General features: G+C 73.2%; 14 protein-coding genes, 3 pseudogenes and 1 riboswitch. Of the genes and pseudogenes, 12 read left to right on the top strand and 5 right to left on the bottom strand.

All coding sequences use genetic code 11. From position 1 onward, the window contains the following. The coding region (locus tag IH80_RS0136250; protein WP_158943809.1) for an isochorismatase family protein at nt 1–252 on the bottom strand (252 nt) is incomplete at its 3' end. A 68-nt stretch (nt 253–320) separates the two neighbouring features. On the opposite strand from IH80_RS0136250, the pseudogene IH80_RS46605 reads away from it, so the two are divergent. The 8 genes and pseudogenes from IH80_RS46605 to IH80_RS0136220 all read left to right on the top strand — a co-directional run bounded on the left by IH80_RS46605 (nt 321) and on the right by IH80_RS0136220 (nt 6820). Then, nucleotides 321–1049, top strand: a pseudogene (locus tag IH80_RS46605) (DUF6420 family protein). Further along, nucleotides 1018–2208: a zinc-ribbon domain-containing protein gene (locus IH80_RS0136245; RefSeq protein ID WP_158943807.1), complete on the top strand. Its 1191-nt coding sequence runs from the start codon at nt 1018–1020 to the stop codon at nt 2206–2208. Before IH80_RS46605 ends, IH80_RS0136245 begins: the two are co-directional and overlap by 32 nt. 398 nt (nt 2209–2606) lie before the next feature. Further along, nucleotides 2607–3113, top strand: coding sequence for an SMI1/KNR4 family protein (locus IH80_RS0136240; RefSeq protein WP_030966084.1), 507 nt, complete (start codon nt 2607–2609; stop codon nt 3111–3113). Between the two features lie 84 nt (nt 3114–3197). Next, complete coding sequence (locus IH80_RS45130) at nt 3198–3383, top strand: hypothetical protein (protein ID WP_158943803.1); 186 nt, start codon at nt 3198–3200, stop codon at nt 3381–3383. 56 nt (nt 3384–3439) lie between these two features. After that, on the top strand, nt 3440–4276 hold the full coding sequence (locus IH80_RS0136230; protein ID WP_158943801.1) for a hypothetical protein: 837 nt from the start codon (nt 3440–3442) through the stop codon (nt 4274–4276). Between the two features lie 195 nt (nt 4277–4471). Then, a pseudogene (locus IH80_RS43175) lies at nt 4472–4615 on the top strand (transposase); the annotation flags it as partial. A gap of 383 nt (nt 4616–4998) precedes the next feature. Further along, complete coding sequence (locus IH80_RS0136225; protein WP_030966081.1) at nt 4999–6507, top strand: immunity 49 family protein; 1509 nt, start codon at nt 4999–5001, stop codon at nt 6505–6507. A gap of 91 nt (nt 6508–6598) precedes the next feature. Beyond that, nucleotides 6599–6820: a hypothetical protein gene (locus IH80_RS0136220; RefSeq protein WP_030966080.1), complete on the top strand. Its 222-nt coding sequence runs from the start codon at nt 6599–6601 to the stop codon at nt 6818–6820. Between the two features lie 165 nt (nt 6821–6985). On the opposite strand, the gene cobN is transcribed toward IH80_RS0136220, so the two are convergent. Then, nucleotides 6986–10603: a cobaltochelatase subunit CobN gene (gene cobN, locus IH80_RS0136215; protein ID WP_030966079.1), complete on the bottom strand. Its 3618-nt coding sequence runs from the start codon at nt 10601–10603 to the stop codon at nt 6986–6988. A 53-nt stretch (nt 10604–10656) separates the two neighbouring features. Continuing rightward, nucleotides 10657–10736: riboswitch (cobalamin riboswitch) on the bottom strand. Between the two features lie 359 nt (nt 10737–11095). On the opposite strand from cobN, the gene IH80_RS0136210 reads away from it, so the two are divergent. Genes IH80_RS0136210 through IH80_RS0136200 form a run of 3 tightly spaced genes read left to right on the top strand, consistent with a single transcriptional unit; the run spans nt 11096 to nt 14527 of the window. Continuing rightward, nucleotides 11096–12379, top strand: a complete 1284-nt coding sequence (locus IH80_RS0136210; protein ID WP_051810307.1) for a cobalamin biosynthesis protein CobG — start codon at nt 11096–11098, stop codon at nt 12377–12379. Between the two features lie 4 nt (nt 12380–12383). Then, nucleotides 12384–13031 carry a precorrin-8X methylmutase gene (locus IH80_RS0136205; RefSeq protein WP_030898811.1) on the top strand — a complete coding sequence of 216 codons (648 nt, stop codon included), beginning with the start codon at nt 12384–12386 and terminating at the stop codon, nt 13029–13031. Then, a complete protein-coding gene (locus tag IH80_RS0136200) occupies nt 13028–14527 on the top strand; it encodes a precorrin-2 C(20)-methyltransferase (protein WP_030966076.1) in 1500 nt (499 codons plus the stop codon). Before IH80_RS0136205 ends, IH80_RS0136200 begins: the two co-directional genes overlap by 4 nt. A 60-nt stretch (nt 14528–14587) precedes the next feature. On the opposite strand, the gene IH80_RS0136195 is transcribed toward IH80_RS0136200, so the two are convergent. Genes IH80_RS0136195 through IH80_RS0136185 form a run of 3 tightly spaced genes read right to left on the bottom strand, consistent with a single transcriptional unit; the run spans nt 14588 to nt 17392 of the window. Further along, nucleotides 14588–15367 (bottom strand): cobalt-precorrin-6A reductase, encoded by a 780-nt coding sequence (locus IH80_RS0136195; RefSeq protein ID WP_051810306.1) that lies wholly within the window; start codon nt 15365–15367, stop codon nt 14588–14590. Beyond that, nucleotides 15357–16106: a precorrin-4 C(11)-methyltransferase gene (gene cobM / locus IH80_RS0136190; RefSeq protein ID WP_030966074.1), complete on the bottom strand. Its 750-nt coding sequence runs from the start codon at nt 16104–16106 to the stop codon at nt 15357–15359. Before cobM ends, IH80_RS0136195 begins: the two co-directional genes overlap by 11 nt. Continuing rightward, nucleotides 16103–17392 carry a bifunctional cobalt-precorrin-7 (C(5))-methyltransferase/cobalt-precorrin-6B (C(15))-methyltransferase gene (locus tag IH80_RS0136185; protein WP_051810305.1) on the bottom strand — a complete coding sequence of 430 codons (1290 nt, stop codon included), beginning with the start codon at nt 17390–17392 and terminating at the stop codon, nt 16103–16105. The genes cobM and IH80_RS0136185 overlap by 4 nt, the downstream gene beginning before the upstream one ends. A gap of 145 nt (nt 17393–17537) precedes the next feature. Between IH80_RS0136185 and IH80_RS46600 the strand changes: the two are divergent. Next, a pseudogene (locus IH80_RS46600) lies at nt 17538–17723 on the top strand (short-chain dehydrogenase); the annotation flags it as partial.

Below are 17723 nucleotides of genomic sequence, written 5' to 3'. Positions count from 1 at the left end.
GTCGCCGGGGCGTGCGACGCCCTCGACGAAGCCGCTGCCGGGCGGCTGTTCGGCCACGTTCGGGCGCTCAACTCGCACCGCCACCACCGGGCGGCCGCCGGCTCGGAACGCCTCGGCCAGTCGCATGCACCGCGCGGCCACCTCCTCACCCGTGTGGGGGGCCAGTGGCAAAGCCACGATACGGGGCATCAGGTCGATCAGGACCAAGGCGGTGCCGGGGCCGGCACCCGGGTCGGGCTTCGAAGTCTCCATCACCAGGCGATCGTAGAGCCGGTACGGCCGGGAGCGCAGCCGTGCGGTGCGCGGGGGCATGAGGGCCCCTGCACCGCACGACCGCTGTCGGCGACAGCGCTGCGACCGTCGTCCGGCGGTCGCAATTTCGGAGCGCCGCGCGGCGGACGACTGACATCGAGGACAGTGCCGGCGCACACCACCGGATCACCCTCGACCACCTCGGGTGCGACGCCCAGACCACCGCCGAATAGGAGGGAGCCGTCAAGCGGCTCGCCCTCGCCGCTGAAGGCCAATGCGTCCTGGCCGGCTGCAAGCACACCGCCAGGTTCTCCATCGGCAACGCCTACCGGTGCTTCCAGGCCCGGACCGACTGGACCACGGCAACTGCGTTCGTCCGCGCCCTGCTGGCCATCGAACTGGGCGACTTCCGGCCCACCGACACACTCGCGGCCAAGACCAACGCCGACATCGACCCCCCGCACCCGCCTGCTCCCGAGCTGAGCCCGGCGACGACCCTACCCAGGAGACGGGGTGAACCCGGTTGCGACATTCGCTGGAGCGCGGGGGACCGGCGCCGCCTCCGCCCGGCCGCCGGCGGATCTCCCATGCGCGCTCCTCGACCCGTTGCACGAGGCACGCGTGTCCGGGATCGCCACGCCGAAGGCGCGCAATCTCGGTGGCGGTTGCGCCTGCCGTGTTGGGGTCTCGCGCTGGGAGACGGATCGTTGACAAGGTGGGTGCCTGGCCGGGGAGTGCCTGGCCGGGGAATCGAGGAGGGGCGCTGTGGCGCGTTCGCTTGGTGTGTCGCTGGCTGAGGCGTATCCGCAGGTCGCCGCGATGTGGTTACAGGAGCGCAACGGCGGTCTGACGCCGGCGAAGGCGACACCGAAGATGCAGGTCGCGGTGTGGTGGCGGTGCGCGGCCGGGCACGAGTGGCAGGAGAACATCTCCAACCGCACGGCGCTGCCCAAGTGGAAGGGCGGCGACGTTGCGGCCTGCCGTGAGTGCGTCGGCTACAAGGTCTCCTACACCTGTCCCGACTGCGGGCACAGTGCGATGGTCACCCCCGAGGCCGCGGCGAAGAAGCACGGACGCTGCTGGAAGTGCCAGCAGGAGCGGTGGCAGGCCAACGAGAAGCGCCTGAAGAAGGAGCTGTCCACCGCCGCGAAGGCCGCCGCCGGGCGCGCGGGCAAGCTGCTGGACACCGTCCCCGTGCCCGACGGCGTCCCGGCGCCGCTGGTCACCGAGTGGCGGTGGTGGGCGGCCAAGCACCTCCAAGGCGCGATCGCTGCCGAGGAGAAGATGGGCAGGGAAGGCCGCACCGAGGAAATGCTGGCCCGGGTCACCGAGATGGCCGCCCGACTGCTCCCGACGAAGGAGGAAGCCGGGCACGCGGCGGCCCACGGAGGGGTGCTGCGGCTCCTGGACCAGGCCCACTGGGCCGAGGGCTGGCTCCACCAGCTCACAGGCCGCGCGGCCCGCAGGGTGGACAAGGACGCCCTGGAGAACACGGCCTGGCTCCTCGGCGAGATCCTCGCCGCCTGGTCGCAGCGGGCCGCCGAAGCCGTCGCCGCCGACCGCGCAAAGGGGCACGAGGCGCCCTCCACCGCCGACGTCACACGTGTCCTGACCCAGGTCGTGCTCTCCTTCAAGGACGAGCTGGTACGCGACAGCCCGCTCGCCCCCCACACTCGCGCCTACAAGGAACTGCGGCTTCCCGTGGTCCCGGACGGCAAGGGCCGCTACGGCCGGGCCGACGTGGTGATCTGGATTCCCGGCGGCCCGAACTTCGTGATCGAGATCGACTCCGCACCGAACCCGGCTTCCGCCGAGAAGCTCGTCTTCGCCCGCGACGCCGGCGCCTTCCCGCTGTGGGTCCGCCTCGGCAAGGGCGGCATTGAGAAGATCGACGGCGTGATGGTCCTCGACATACGCGACGCCGTGCGCGGTGTCCTCGACGCGGGAGCCGAGTAGCGCCGGATTGCTGCGGGTTGATTCGCCGAACGGAATTGAGATGAGCGGGCCGCCAGGTTCTCCTCAGGGTTCCTGGCGGCTTGCGGCCCCCTCACCCTGGCGGCGGGTGGGGGATCCTCGCGTTCACGGCCGCTTCGTGTCCGGGATCTCCCGCAGCGCGGTACGAGTTGCTTCGAGGAATGCCGCACGCCGGGCGCCGACCTCTTCCTCGGCCTGCGGAACCGTAGGGCGACTTCAGTACCTGTTCCCAGACGGGGAGGGGTCCCCGGTGTGGTTCGCTGATCCACGGTGGTGCAGGCTGACGAGCGTGATGATCCAACCGCCCCTGCGGGGCATAGACCCGATAGTTCCGCCTGTCGCAGTGTCGTGGCAGCGCATCGACTCGTGGCTGGCCGAGCATGCGCCGAGGGGCCCTGTCGGAACTCCGGCCGCCCGCGTCGAAGCAGTCCATCAAGGAGGCTGAGGACCGATTGGGCTTTCAGTTGCCGGCGGACCTGAGGGAGTCGCTCCTGTGTCACGACGGTGACACCTCCTTGCTCGGTGTGTTGTCCTGCCGACGGCTGTACTCCGTTGCGGAGATCATCGAGATCCGCGAGATGCGGATGGACATCTGGGAGCCTGACAGTGCCGAGCAGGCGGAAACCCCGTGGTGGGGGACGCGGTGGGTGCCCTTCGCGGGCAGTGATGGGGATGAGCAGTTCATCGAAGCGGGGCCAGGGCTGTGGCACAACCACCTCGGTGACGCTGACCACGCTGACCAGGCATATTTCCTGGGGTGGCCGAGTCTGGGTTCTTGGCTTCATGAAACTGCCGAGTCCATGGCCCACCACGACGACGAGTCGTGGTGTGGAGCGGTCCCACGGCCCAAGGTCGATGACGAGGGACGTACCGACTGGCGGGACTAGTACGACAGCCGTAGATCGCGATCTTGATGCTGTCCGGCGGCTCAGCCCGTGCTACTCGGCGGGCAACAACGCGCGGACGACAGCGTGAGCGACGACCGTGGGGCGATCGGTGATCTGCAGTTCGGTTCCGACGTGGAGGCGTGGTCTGGCCAGGTCGGGGACGAGGAAGCCGATGTAGGCGAGGGCCACCCCGTCCTGCTGGGTGCCGGTGTGTTGGACGGCGGCCCCTCGGCCAGGTGGAGCGGATCCGGGCACGGCACGGTGACGTGATCACGATCCGTTAGAGTGGCGGGCGCGACATCGAAAGTGCTTTCCGGGGAACGAACTTGACCACTCAACAAGGCTTGGGCGCGGCGCGCTCGGCCGTCTTCAGCCCTGTCACATTCGCCGTCGCACTCACCAGCCCGACCCGGCCGGGTCGTGTCGAGGACTCGGTCATCAGCCGGATGCAGTTCCTGCGCACAACACTTGGCCTGGGTGCCACGTTGTGGCTGGTGTTCGCCTACCCCCTGAGTACAGGGCGCGAGGACTTCGTCCTCGGCAAACTGGAAGACCTCTTGCTCGGGTGCGCGATCGTGCTGGTGGCCGGGTGCGTCGGCATCGCCGTCTTCATCCTCGGCGCCCGGTCCCCGCTGGGCCGGCTGTACGTGTCCCGGCTCATCTGGCCCCTGCGCGCGTTGGGCGCGGTTTTCCTGGGGGCGGGCATGATCTGGCTGATGCTCGCCTTCCTGCGCGGTGACATCCCGGTGGGGCAGTGGCTGGCCGGAAACGACATCACGTTCGGCTTCTTCGGGAAGACCCTCGGTACGATCATCAGCGGCCTCGTCTTCGCCCTGATCCTCATCGTGGGTGGCGTCGCGTGCGCCGTCGGCCTCGTCGCTGCGCTGTGCTTCACCTTGTTCGCCACCGTCACCGGCCTCAACTCCTGCTTCCGCACCGCCGATGTACACGAGCTGCTGCCCGCGCTGATTTCGCCGCTGCTGGTGTGGTCGCTCGCCGTGCTCCAGTTCTTCGACGACGCCGACGTTGCCGCCCCGGCGGCCGTACTCACCGCCTTCCTCCTCGGCGGACCCCTGTCAGTGACGGCCCTGTCCGTGTGGGAGGTACGGCGCCTGCGGAATCTATACGGAATCACCCTGCGCTCCGCGCTGGGGCGTTCCTAGCGGGCCAGGAGGTGGGGTCGGCCTTAGCCGGCCTCGCCGGCCTTGATGTCGCGGACCAGCCGGCGTAGGGCGTCCGTGCTGCCGGTCAGCCCGGTCTCCTCCTGGCCGACACGAGGAGCGGGCCTCAGTCGGCTTCGCACCGCGTCGGGTGTGCGGTAGTTCGCTGGCTGTACGAGAGCTGGGGAGTTTGCGGCGGTGCGGGGCCGGTTGGAGAAGTTCACTTCCGAGGTATTCGCGCCGCTGGTACGGCGGGACCCGCGGGCGAAGGGTGCCCGGTATCTGCGGGGGCTGCTGCTGGACGGCCGGCGGAAGTCGATGCAGCCGATGGCAGAGCGGCTCGGTATCACGCCGTGCGCCGACCGGCCGCCTCGGGGGGCTGCCTGAGGCGATAGCGTCCCCAGCTGGGAAAGTGTCGACCCCGCACTCGCGGGGATGGTCCGACGAGCAAGGCCCGCGACTCCGGCCAGGCGTAGTCGCCCCCTCGTTCGCGTGGATGGTCCGGGCGCGGCGGTACCGAAGTGCACTTGCAGGGTGTCTTTCAGCATTCGGTGGCATGCCGAGCCGGATGTTCGTCCTCTCGGACGGCAAGGGGCCGCGCAGCTGCGTGCGTTGTATGTCCGTCAGCCTGTACCGCTCGGAGCCTGACGGAGGATCCGGAACGGGAACGGAACCTCCCGAGGCCTGGGCGCCATGATGTCGGCGGTGTCTCATAGGGTTCGGGGGTGAATCGAGACAACTCAGCTGAATCCAGTACCGGTCGTGGCGGCGAGAGCGCCGAGGAGCTGTTGCGGGGGGTGCACGCGCGGCTGTTGCCCGTCGGGATGATCACTCCTGAGGTCGCCGGTGGTATGCGGTACGCCCGGGTCGTCGCGGACGAGCTGGTGTTCGCGTACGCCGTCGACGAGCCCACCCGCGTGCGCTCGCTCACCGACGCGGACGTGGAGCGCGCCGGGGCCGAGGAGGTGGGGCGGGCGGGGCGCGCCAACCTGATGCGGGTGCCCGTCGAGTACGAGGAGATCACCCTCGAGGGGCGGGCGACGCTGCACTCCGTCTTCGGCGACTCGCACTTCGTGGCCTCCAAGGCGCTGTACCTCGGGGAGCTCGCGCTGCAGGTCACCGGCGAGTCGCTGCCGCACGCCGGTGCCCTCGTCGTCGTCCCCACCCGGCACCTGCTGGCCTTCCACCCGATAGCCGACGGCTCGGTGGTGCAGGCCGTCAACGACCTCGCCCAGTACGGCCTCGGTGCCTACGAGGACGGGCCGGGCAGCCTGTCGCCGCGCGTGTACTGGTGGCACCGGGGCGGCCTGACCTCGCTGACGGTCGTCGACGAGGAGACGCGAACGCTGTCGCTCCGGCCGCCGCAGGAGCTGGTGGCCCTGATGAAGGGGCTGATCCGCCTCGACGGTGCCGGCCGGATCGTCGTGGATCGGGCCGCCCCGGATCCGGCCGAGCTGACCCGTACGACCATCGGGGCCGTGGCACGGCTCGCGGAGGATCCGTCGGGGCTCGGTGACGCCTTCGCCTCGGCCCTGGCCCTGGCCCATGTCCGCTGCATCGCCGATCCCGTCGTGTCCGAGCTCGACACGTGGGACGCGTGGGCCACGGCCGTGCGGCTCGGCACCGCGCTGTTCACCGGCTCAGGGCCGGAGCAGTGGTACCTGGGCGAGGCGAACACCCTGCGGCTGCCCGCCACGTCCGCGGCCCCGCCCGCGGACGCCCGCGCCTGGCTCGACGCCGTCTACCTCGCGCTCGCCTGCCGCGCGCACGACCAGGTGGCCCGGCTGTGCGGGGTCCCGCTGGAGACGCTGCGGCAGGACGACAGCGTCGACGCCTACGTCCTGCACTGGATCGACACCCTGCAGACCTACCTCTCCGGCGGCCCGACCGACGCGGTCGTGGAGAAGCTGCTCGCCGCCATCCGGACGTCCCTGCCCGAGGCGCTCACGCACGCGCCGGACGAGTTCGTGAACCGGATCGACTTCCAGCCGGTCTCGCTCTTCCACCGCTTCTTCACCCGGGAGCACGAGGCCTTCTCCGAGGTGCTGGCCGAGGCCCTCGCCGAACACGGCGGCTACTGGGGGGAGTCCGGGGCACCGCGCGCCCGGGTGGCGCTCGGTCCGCTCGCCATGGCCTGCCTCGCCCACGACCAGGGCTTCCCGATCGATCCGGAGCGGCTGCCGCACCTGCCCCGGTACCTCGTCGACGGCAAGCGCGTCGAGGACATCTCCTGACACACCGGCGGCGTGCCGCAGCGCGAGCTGATTGTCCGATTGAGTTAGGTTTGCCCGCGTATGTGGTGCCGATGTTCCCGGAGGGACACTCATGGCGATCGATCTGGACAAGGTGCTCGACAAGGCGTGGGCCGACAAGCCGCTGGCCGACGTGCTCGCCGCTCCCGTAGCCGCCCTGAAGGGCGTCAGCGAGAAGGACGGCGAGCTGCTGCACGAGGCGTTCGGCGTCAGGACCGTCGCCGACTTCGGGCAGCTGAAGTACGTACGGTGGGCGCAGGCGCTCGTCGCGCTGAACCAGACCGTCAAGGCGTAGCGGCCCTCCGGCGGTGCGCGTACTCGGGGTACGCGGACCCGGCCGGGGGCAGGCCGCCCGTCGGGAGGCAGCCCGCGAGAAGGCCGTCCTCCCCACCCGCTGACGGGTGGGGAGGACGGCCTTCGTCGGGTACGGGTACGAGTACGGGGGCGGCCGTCCGGCCGGCTACTCCGCCTCACCCTCCAGGTTGCCCTCGGTGTCCAGGTACACCTGGCGCAGGGCTTCGAGGATCCGGGCGTCCGGCTTCTCCCACATACCGCGGGACTCCGCCTCCAGGAGGCGCTCCGCGATGCCGTGCAGGGCCCACGGGTTGGCCTCCTCCAGGAAGGCGCGGTTCGCCGGGTCCAGGACGTACGTCTCGGTGAGCTTGTCGTACATCCAGTCCGCGACCACGCCCGTCGTGGCGTCGTAGCCGAAGAGGTAGTCCACCGTGGCCGCGAGTTCGAAGGCGCCCTTGTACCCGTGGCGGCGCATCGCCTCGATCCACTTGGGGTTGACGACTCGGGCGCGGAAGACGCGCGAGGTCTCCTCGACCAGGGTCCGGGTCTTGACCGTCTCCGGGCGGGTGGAGTCGCCGATGTACGCCTCCGGGGCCGTGCCGCGCAGGGCGCGGACCGTGGCCACCATGCCGCCGTGGTACTGGAAGTAGTCGTCCGAGTCCGCGATGTCGTGCTCGCGGGTGTCCGTGTTCTTCGCCGCGACCGTGATCCGCTTGTAGGCCGTCTCCATCTCGTCCCGGGCGGGGCGTCCTTCGAGGCCGCGGCCGTAGGCGTAGCCGCCCCACACCGTGTAGACCTCCGCCAGGTCGGCGTCCGTACGCCAGTCGCGGGAGTCGATCAGCTGCAGGATGCCCGCCCCGTACGTGCCCGGCCGCGAGCCGAAGATACGGGTCGTCGCGCGGCGCTCGTCACCGTGCAGGGCCAGATCCGCCTGGGCGTGCGCGCGGACGTGGTTGTCGGAGTCCGGCTCGTCCAGCGAGGCCGCGAGCCGGACCGCGTCGTCCAGCAGGCCGATCACGTGCGGGAACGCGTCACGGAAGAAGCCCGAGATGCGCAGCGTCACGTCGATGCGCGGCCGGCCCAGCTCCACGAGCGGGATCGGCTCCAGTCCGGTCACGCGCCGCGAGGCCTCGTCCCAGACCGGCCGGATGCCGAGCAGCGCCAGGGCCTCGGCGACGTCGTCGCCCGCCGTGCGCATCGCGCTCGTCCCCCACAGCGACAGGCCCACCGAGGCGGGCCACTCGCCGTTGTCGGTGCGGTAACGCGTGAGCAGGGAGTCGGCCAGGGCCTGGCCCGTCTCCCACGCGAGGCGGGACGGAACGGCCTTGGGGTCGACCGAGTAGAAGTTGCGGCCCGTCGGGAGGACGTTGACCAGGCCGCGCAGCGGGGAGCCCGAGGGGCCGGCCGGGACGAACCGGCCGTCCAGGGCCGCGACCACGTGGGCGATCTCGTCCGTCGTGCCGGCCAGCCGCGGGACCACCTCGCGGGCCGCGAAGGACAGGACCGCCGCGACGTCCGCCGGCTGGTCCGCCGCGACCGAGGCGACGGCGTCCGGCGCCCAGTCGGCGTCCTCCATCGCCTGGACCAGGGCGCGGGCCTGCTCCTCGACGTCGTCCGCGGACGTACGGGTGGCCTTGGACTCGTCGAGGCCGAGGGCCTCGCGCAGCCCGGGCAGGGCCGTCGTACCGCCCCAGATCTGGCGGGCGCGCAGGATCGCGAGGACCAGGTTGACCCGCGCCTCACCCGTCGGGGCACCGCCCAGGACGTGCAGACCGTCACGGATCTGGGCGTCCTTGACCTCGCACAGCCAGCCGTCGACGTGCAGCAGGAAGTCGTCGAAGCCGTCGTCGTCCGGACGCTCCTCCAGTCCCAGGTCGTGGTCGAGCTTCGCCGCCTGGATCAGGGTCCAGATCTGGGCGCGGATGGCCGGCAGCTTCGCCGGGTCCATCGCGGAGATCTGGGCGTACTCGTCCAGGTGCTGCTCCAGGCGCGCGATGTCGCCGTACGATTCCGCGCGCGCCATCGGCGGTACCAGGTGGTCGACCAGGGTGGCGTGGACACGGCGCTTGGCCTGGGTGCCCTCGCCGGGGTCGTTGACCAGGAAGGGGTAGATCAGCGGGAGGTCACCGAGCGCGGCGTCCGGCGCGCAGGCCGCGGACAGGCCCGCGTTCTTGCCCGGCAGCCACTCCAGGTTGCCGTGCTTGCCCAGGTGGATCATCGCGTCGGCGCCGAAGCCGCCGTCCTCCGCGCGCGCCTGGATCCAGCGGTACGCGGCCAGGTAGTGGTGCGAGGGCGGCAGGTCGGGGTCGTGGTAGATCGCGATCGGGTTCTCGCCGAAGCCGCGCGGCGGCTGGATGAGGATCAGGAGGTTCCCGCGGCGCAGGGCGGCCAGGACGATGTCGCCCTCGGGGTTCGCCGAACGGTCCACGAACATGCTGCCCGGGGCCTCGCCCCAGTGCGCCTCGACGCTGTTCCGCAGCTCGGCCGGCAGCTCGGCGAACCAGCGCTTGTAGTCGGCGGCGGGGATGCGGACCGGGTTGCGGGCCAGCTGCTCCTCGGTGAGCCAGTCCTGGTCGTGGCCGCCGGCCTCGATCAGGGCGCGGATCAGCTCGTCGCCGTCACCCGAGACCAGACCGGGGATCTCGGTGACCGGGCCGAAGTCGTAGCCCTCGGCGATGAGGGTGCGCAGCAGTTCCACCGCGCTCGCCGGGGTGTCCAGGCCGACCGCGTTGCCGATGCGGGAGTGCTTGGTCGGGTACGCGGAGAGGACGAGCGCGACCTTCTTGTCACGGCGCTCGATGTGGCGCAGGCGCGCGTGACGTACGGCGATGCCCGCGACCCGGGCGGCCCGCTCGGGGTCGGCCACGTAGGCGGGCAGACCGTCCTCGTCGAGCTCCTTGAAGGAGAACGGGACGGTGATCAGGCGGCCGTCGAACTCGGGTACGGCGACCTGCGTCGCGGCGTCGAGCGGGGAGAGGCCCTCGTCGTTCTCCTCCCAGGCGGCGCGGGAGCCGGTCAGGCACAGGGCCTGGAGGATCGGCACGCCGAGCGCGGCGAGCGCGCCCGCGTCCCAGGACTCGTCGTCCCCGCCCGCCGAGGCGGTGGCGGGCTTGGTGCCGCCGGCCGCGAGGACGGTGGTGACGACCGCGTCCGCGGAACCCAGGGCCGCGACGAGCTCCGGCTCCGGGGTGCGCAGGGAGGAGACGTAGAGGGGGACCGGCCGGGCGCCGTGGGCCTCGATGGCCTCGCAGAGCGTGTGCACGAAGCCGGTGTTGCCGCTCATCTGGTGGGCGCGGTAGTAGAGCACGGCGACCTCGGGGCCGTCCGTCCGCTGCGCGGTGCGCTCCAGGGGACCCCAGGTGGGGGCGGCGGCGGGCGGCTCGAAGCCGTGGCCGGTGAGCAGGACGGTGTCGGAGAGGAACCGGGCCAGCTGTTCGAGGTTGGCCGGGCCGCCGTGCGCGAGGTAGGCGTGCGCCTCGGCGGCGATGCCGATCGGCACCGTGGAGGCCTCCATCAGCTGGGCGTCCGGGGCCTGTTCGCCGGTCAGGACCACGACCGGGCGGGTCTGGCCGGGGGCCAGCAGCAGGTCCAGGCCGTCCTGCCAGGCGCGCAGGCCGCCGAGGAGGCGTACGACGACCAGGTCGGCCCCGTCGAGGAGGCCGGGGAGGTCGTCGAGGGGAAGGCGGGAGGGGTTCGCGAACCGGTACGGGACGGGGGCGTCCGCCGTGTTCGCTGCGCGGGCGCTGAGCAGATCGGTGTCGGACGTCGACAGCAGCAGGATCATGCGGCGGCAGGCCTTCCTCGGGGTTTCCGCGCCCCGGGCAGTGAGGACAGCGGGAGTTCCTGACTCACCCGGCGGTGTGACGCTGCCGGGCTCACAGTGGCGGGACCGCGCCGGATTCGCACCGGGCTTCCTCCCATGTCGCCGTCCTCGGCGACGGCGGACCGTATGGGCCGCCGGAAGGTCATCCTAGGTGGCGTTTGCGGTGGTCGGGAGTGGGGGTGGCCGGTGGCTCCGCCGGCTGGGGCCGGGTCGTCGTGTCGGGTGGGGTGGCTTCCGCCGGCTGGGACGGGGTGGTGGTGCCGCGTGCGGCGCCGGTGCGGGGGCTCTGCCCCCGCACCCCCGCGCCTCAAACGCGGGCGGGGCCAAAAGTGCGCGGCGGGGCCGGGACGGCGCCGGGAGGTGCTCCGGGCGGGGCTGAGAGCGTGCGGCGGGTGACGGAGGGTGGCGGTGGACACAGTTCCGGGGAGGGGAATCGTGGGTATGCTCGCCGCCATGCCCCAGCCCCCCTCCGCCGTATCGCGGGACGAACCCGTCATACGGGACCGCGGTGACGCCTGCCCCGGCGCGCTCAGGCTGCACGCGGCGGACGACGGGTACCTGGCGCGCGTCCGGATCCCCGGCGGCGCACTGACCGCGGAGCAGGCCGCGCACCTCGCGTCCGCCGCCGACCGGTTCGGCGACGGGCACCTCGAACTCACCTCCCGCGGCAACGTGCAGCTGCGCGGCCTCGCCGAGGGCTGCGGCACCGGACTCGCCGCCGTGCTGGACGCCGCCGGCCTGCTGCCCGCGCCCGCGCACGAACGCGTACGCAACATCGTGGCCACCCCGACCTCGCAGGACGTACTGCCCTGGGTGCGCGAGCTGGACCGGCTGCTGTGCGCGAACACCCGCGTCATCGCCCTGTCCGGCCGCTTCCTCTTCGCCCTCGACGACGGCCGCGGCGACGTGGCCGCCCTGGAACCGGACATCACCGTGCTCGGACGGCCCGGCGACCGGGCGCTGGTACGTCTCGGGGCGGCCGCCGGAGCTGTGTCCGTCGCCGACGGGGACGCCCCGCGGGCCGCGCTGCTCGCCGCCGAGTACTTCCTCGACGCCGTGGATGCGGCCGGCACCCGTGCCTGGCGCGTGGCCGAACTGCCCGCCGGACACGCCCTGGACGACGGGGAGTTCGCGGCCCGGCTGGCCGCCGTCGGCATCGGCGCGGTCCGCGAGGCCGAGGTGGACTGGCCGTACGCCGCACCGCCCCGGCCATGGGGACGGGGCCCGGGCCCGCGCGGCGACCTGTGCGTCCTGCCCCCGCTGGGCCGGATGACCACCGGCCAGTGGCGGACCCTGACGGAGGTCGCCCGTCACGGCGACGGGCTGCGGATCACCCCCTGGCGTACCGTCGTCCTCCCCGGCGCCCCCCTCCGCGGGCCGGTGGACGGCCCCGCCCTGCTGGAGGACGCGGGCCTGGTCGTCGCCGCCGACAGCCCCTGGCAGTCCGTCACCGCCTGTACCGGGCGCCCCGGTTGCGCGAAGTCCCTGGCGGACGTACGAGCCGACGCGCGCGCCCTCGTGGAACGGGCGCGGGGACCGCTCCCCGTGCACTGGTCCGGCTGCGAGCGCCGGTGCGGCCACCCGCGGGGAACGCAGTGGGTCGACGCGCTCGCCACCGCCGACGGGTACCGGCTCTCCGTGCACGGGCGGCTGCTGCCGCCCCGGACGGACCTGGCGGCCGCCCTCACGGCCGCCCGCGAGACCACCTCATCACCCCAGAGTCCGAAGCCGCAGTGAAGAAATGAGCGAGTACACCGTGTTCGAGTACGAGAAGGACGGCGCCGCGATCTACCGCCAGTCCTTTGCCACGATCCGCGCCGAGGCCGATCTCTCCGGGCTGCCCGCCTCGGTCGCCCAGGTCGCGGTGCGCATGATTCACGCCTGCGGGATGACCGACCTCCCCCAGGACCTGGGGTACACCCCCGAGGTGGTGCTGCGCGCCCGCGCCGCGCTGGAGGCGGGCGCACCGATCCTGTGCGACGTCCAGATGGTCGCCAGCGGCGTCACCCGCAAGCGGCTGCCCGCCGACAACGACGTGATCTGCACCCTCTCCGACCCGGCGGTCCCGGACCTCGCCGCGAAGATGGGCACCACGCGCAGCGCCGCCGCCCTCGAAGTGTGGCGCGACCGCGGCCTGTTGGAGGGCTCCGTGGTCGCGGTCGGCAATGCGCCGACCGCGCTGTTCCGGCTGCTGGAGATGATCGAGGAGGGTGCCCCGCGCCCGGCCGCCGTCATCGGCGTGCCCGTCGGCTTCATCGGCGCCGCCGAGTCGAAGGACGCCCTCGCCGCCCACCCCTCCGGCCTCGACCACCTCGTCGTGCGCGGCCGCCGCGGCGGCAGCGCCATCGCCGCTGCCGCCCTCAACGCCATCGCGAGCGTGGCCGAATGAGCGGCGCGCAGCCCAAGGGCCGCCTGTACGGGGTCGGACTCGGCCCCGGCGACCCGAACCTGATGACCCTGCGGGCCGTCGAGGTGATCGGCGAGGCGGACGTCGTCGCCTACCACAGTGCCCGCCACGGCCGGTCCATCGCCCGCTCGATCGCTGCGAAGCACCTGCGCGACACCCACATCGAGGAGCCGCTGGTCTACCCGGTCACCACCGAGACCACCGACCACCCCGGCGGCTACCAGGGCGCGATGGAGGAGTTCTACGAGGCCGCCGCCGCCCGCCTGGCCGCCCACCTGGACGCCGGCCGGACCGTCGCCGTGCTCGCGGAGGGCGACCCGCTCTTCTACAGCTCGTACATGCACATGCACAAGCGGCTCGCCGACCGGTACGACACCGAGGTCGTCCCCGGCGTCACCTCGGTCAGCGCCGCCGCCGCCCGCCTCGGCACCCCCCTCGTGGAGGGCGAGGAGGTCCTTACCATCCTCCCCGGCACGCTGCCCGAGGAGGAGCTGACCGCCCGCCTCGCGGCGACCGACTCGGCGGTCGTGATGAAGCTCGGCCGGACCTTCCCCGCCGTGCGCGGCGCGATGGAGAACAGCGGCCGGCTCGCCGAGGCCCGCTACGTCGAGCGCGCCACGATGGCGGGCGAGCGCACCGGACACCTCGCCGACACCGACCCCGACAGCGTGCCCTACTTCGCCGTCGCCGTCGTGCCCAGCCGGATCGGCAACCCGGGCAGCGTGCCGTCCGGCCCGGGCGAGGTCGCCGTCGTCGGCACCGGCCCGGCCGGCCCGCTGTGGCTCACCCCGCAGACCCGGCGCGCCCTCGCGGACGCCGAGGTGCTGGTCGGATACACGACGTACCTGGACCGGGTGCCCTTCAAGCCGGGCCAGGTCCGGCACGGCTCCGACAACAAGGTGGAGTCGGAGCGCGCCGAGTTCGCCCTCGACCTCGCCCGCCGCGGCAAGCGGGTGGCGGTGGTCTCCGGCGGCGACCCGGGTGTCTTCGCCATGGCCACGGCGGTCCTGGAGGTCGCCGGGCAGCCGGAGTACAAGGACGTGCCCGTACGGGTCCTGCCCGGGGTGACCGCGGCCAACGCGGCGGCCGCCGCGGCCGGCGCCCCGCTCGGCCACGACTACGCCACGATCTCGCTGTCCGACCGGCTCAAGCCCTGGGAGGTCATCGCGGAGCGGCTGCGCGCGGCCGCCGCGGCCGACCTGGTGCTCGCCCTCTACAACCCCGGTTCGCGCAGCCGGACCTGGCAGGTCGCCCAGGCCCGCGAGCTGCTGCTGGAGCTGCGCGCCCCGCAGACCCCGGTGGTCGTCGCCCGCGACGTGGGCGGCCCCGAGCAGTCGGTGCGGATCGTCACGCTCGGCGAACTGGAGCCGTCCGAGGTCGACATGCGCACGATCCTGCTGATCGGCTCCTCGCAGACGCAGATCACCGAGCGGCCCGACGGGTCGCGGATCACGTGGACGCCGCGCCGCTACCCGTGACCGGCGTGACGTGACGGGCGCCGGGCCCGGGGTGCTGTCTCGACCCCGGGCCCGGCACCGTCACGCCTGCTGCCGCAGCCGGTCCAGGGCCGCGGCCACCGAATCCGCCTCCGCCACGCCCTGCGGCACCGGGGGGCGGCGTACGACGAGGACCGGGATGCCCGCCTCACGGGCGGCCGTCAGCTTGGGGGCGGTGGCCGAGCCGCCGCTGTCCTTCGTCACCAGGACGTCGATCCGGTGGCGGGCCAGCAGCTCCCGTTCGTCGTCGAGGGTGAACGGCCCGCGGTCCAGCAGGACTTCGAGGCGGGCGGGGACCGGCCCCGTCGGCGGGTCCACCGAACGCACCAGGAACCAGAGGCCGTCGAGGTCCGCGAAGGTGTGCAGGCCCATCCGGCCGGTGGTCAGGAACACCCGGCCGCCGAGGCCCGGCAGCAGGCCGGCGGCCCCCGCCAGGGAGTCCGCGAAGGTCCACGCGTCGCCGGGGCCGGGCGTCCAGCCGGGGCGGCGCAGGGCGAGCAGCGGCACGCCCGACAGCCGGGACGCCTCCGCCGCGTTGAAGCTCATGCGTTCCGCGAAGGGGTGGGTGGCGTCGACCATGCGGGTGACCCCGTGCGCGCCGATCCAGGCCGCCAGCCCGGCGGGCCCGCCGAAGCCCCCGATCCGGGTCCCGCCGGGCGGCAGCACGGGAGCGGCGACCCGTCCCGCCAGCGAGGTCGTCACCCGGTACGAGGACTCCCGCGCCAGCGCCTCCGCGAGGCGGCGGGCCTCCGTGGTGCCGCCCAGGATCAGGACGTGCTCGCCGCCGCCCCCCGGGCCCGGGGGAGCCGGTTCAGCAGACATGCCGGTCGCGCTCGGGGGAGTACAGGTGGCTGTCGCGGAACTGTTCCGCGCCGAGCGTGCGGCCCACCACGATGACGGCGGTGCGGACCAGTCCCGCACCCTTCACCTGAGCGGCGATGTCCGCCAGGGTGCCGCGCAGGATCAGCTCGTCGGGACGGCTGGCCATCGCCACGACCGCCACCGGGCACTCGGCCCCGTAGTGCGGCAGCAGCTCGTCGACGACGCGGTCCACGTAGCGGGTGGCCAGGTGCAGGACGAGCAGCGCCCCGCTGCGGCCCAGGGTGGCCAGGTCCTCGCCGGGCGGCATGGGGGTCGCCTGCTGGGCGATCCGGGTGAGGATCACGGTCTGGCCGACGGTGGGCACCGTCAGCTCCCGCTTCAGGGCGGCGGCCGCGGCGGCGAAGGCCGGCACGCCCGGGACGACCTCGTAGGGGATGCCGGCCGCGTCCAGCCGCCGCATCTGCTCGGCGACCGCGCTGAAGATCGACGGGTCGCCGGAGTGCAGCCGCGCCACGTCCTGGCCCGCCTCGTGGGCCCGTACGCACTCGGCGACGATCTCGTCCAGGTTCAGCTGCGAGGTGTCGACGAGACGGGCGTCCGCCGGGCACTCCGCGAGCAGCTCGCGCGGCACCAGGCTGCCCGCGTACAGGCAGACGGGGGCGGCGGCGAGGGTCCGGGCACCGCGCACCGTGATCAGATCGGCGGCGCCGGGGCCCGCACCGATGAAGTACACGGTCATGTCTGGTCCTTCTCCTTCGTTGCCGTCCGGTCCGGCGTCCGCGTCGCGGTCGCCGGCTTCGTCACCGACCACTGGGTGACCGCCATGGCCTGCCGCCAGCCCGTGAAGCCGCCCACCGGCACGGCGTGCGCGACGGCCAGTTTCACCAGGTCTCCGCCGTGGCGCCGGTGGCGGTCGGCGAGGACCGCTTCAGACTCCAGGGTGACCGTGTTGACCACCAGCCGGCCGCCGGGGGCCAGTGCCGCCCACACCGCGTCGAGCAGGCCCGGCGCGGTCAGCCCGCCGCCGATGAACACCGCGTCGGGGGCCGGGAGGCCGGCGAGCGCCTCCGGCGCCGCCCCGACGACCACGCGCAGGCCGGGCACGCCGAGCGCCGCCGCGTTGCGGGTGATCCGCGCGGCCCGCTCCGGCACGCGCTCCACGGCCACCGCCCGGCACGAGGGGTGCGTACGCATCCACTCGATGCCGATGGAGCCGGAGCCGCCGCCGATGTCCCACAGCAGCTCGCCGGGGGCCGGGGCGAGCGCGCACAGGGTCGCGGCGCGGACGTGGCGCTTGGTGAGCTGGCCGTCGTGCTCGTAGGCGGCGTCGGGCAGGCCGGGGGTGGCGCCGAGGCGGGGCCCGGCGTGGGCCGGGTCCCGGCGGCAGTCGACGGCCACCACGTTCAGGGGGTCGCCCGGCGCGTGGTCCCAGCCGTCGGCCGTGCCCCCGTACGCGTCCTCGCGCTCGGAGCCGAGCTGCTCCAGCACCCGCATCCGGCTCGGGCCGAAGCCGCGCTCACGCAGCAGAGCGGCGATCTCGCCGGGGGAGGAGGCGCCGGCGCTGAGCACGAGCACCCGGCGCCCGTCGTGCAGCGCGGCCGCGAGCCGGGCCACCGGGCGGCCGACCACGGTGACCACCTCGGTGTCCTCCACCGGCCAGCCGAGGCGGGCGCAGGCGTAGGAGACGGACGAGGGGTGCGGGTGGACCAGCAGGGACCGCGGCCCGAGCTCCTCGGAGAGGGCGCGGCCGATCCCGTAGAACATCGGGTCGCCGCTGGCCAGTACCGCGATCCGGCGCCCGGCGTGCTCGGCCATGAGCTTCGGCACGGCCGGCCGCAGCGGGCTCGGCCACGCCACCCGCTGCCCGGGGCACTCGGCGGCCGGCAGCAGGTCCAGCTGGCGGGGCCCGCCGATCAGTACCTCGGCGCAGGACAGCGACGACCGCGCGGCGGCGGTGAGCCCGGCCCACCCGTCGGCGCCGAGGCCGACGACCGTCACGGGTATGGGGGGCGGTGCGGAGCTCACTGCGCTGTACCTCGGGGCGGGAAGGGGAAAGAGGGCGGACCCGCAGCCTACTGGCCTGCGGCTGCGGTATCCGCGCCCACCCGTGTGAGTCCCGAGACACCTCCAGGGCCTACCCTCGGTGACCCACCGGATCGAGGGAGCCGCCATGCCCGGCTGGAAGGCCGTGAACATCCCCGCCCAGAGCGGCCGGACCGCCGTCGTGACCGGAGCCAACAGCGGCATCGGCTACGTCACGGCCCGCGAACGAACGGCTCTGGGCCGCCTCCGAGAAGCTGACGGGCGTCTCGTACGCCCTGTCTCTTATACACATCTGACGCTGCCGACGAATAGA

It is taken from the genome of Streptomyces sp. NRRL S-378 (assembly GCF_000720645.1).
GTDB lineage: Bacteria > Actinomycetota > Actinomycetes > Streptomycetales > Streptomycetaceae > Streptomyces.
Note: the sequence above shows the minus strand (reverse complement) of the source record. Positions and strands in the feature narration are given on the sequence as shown.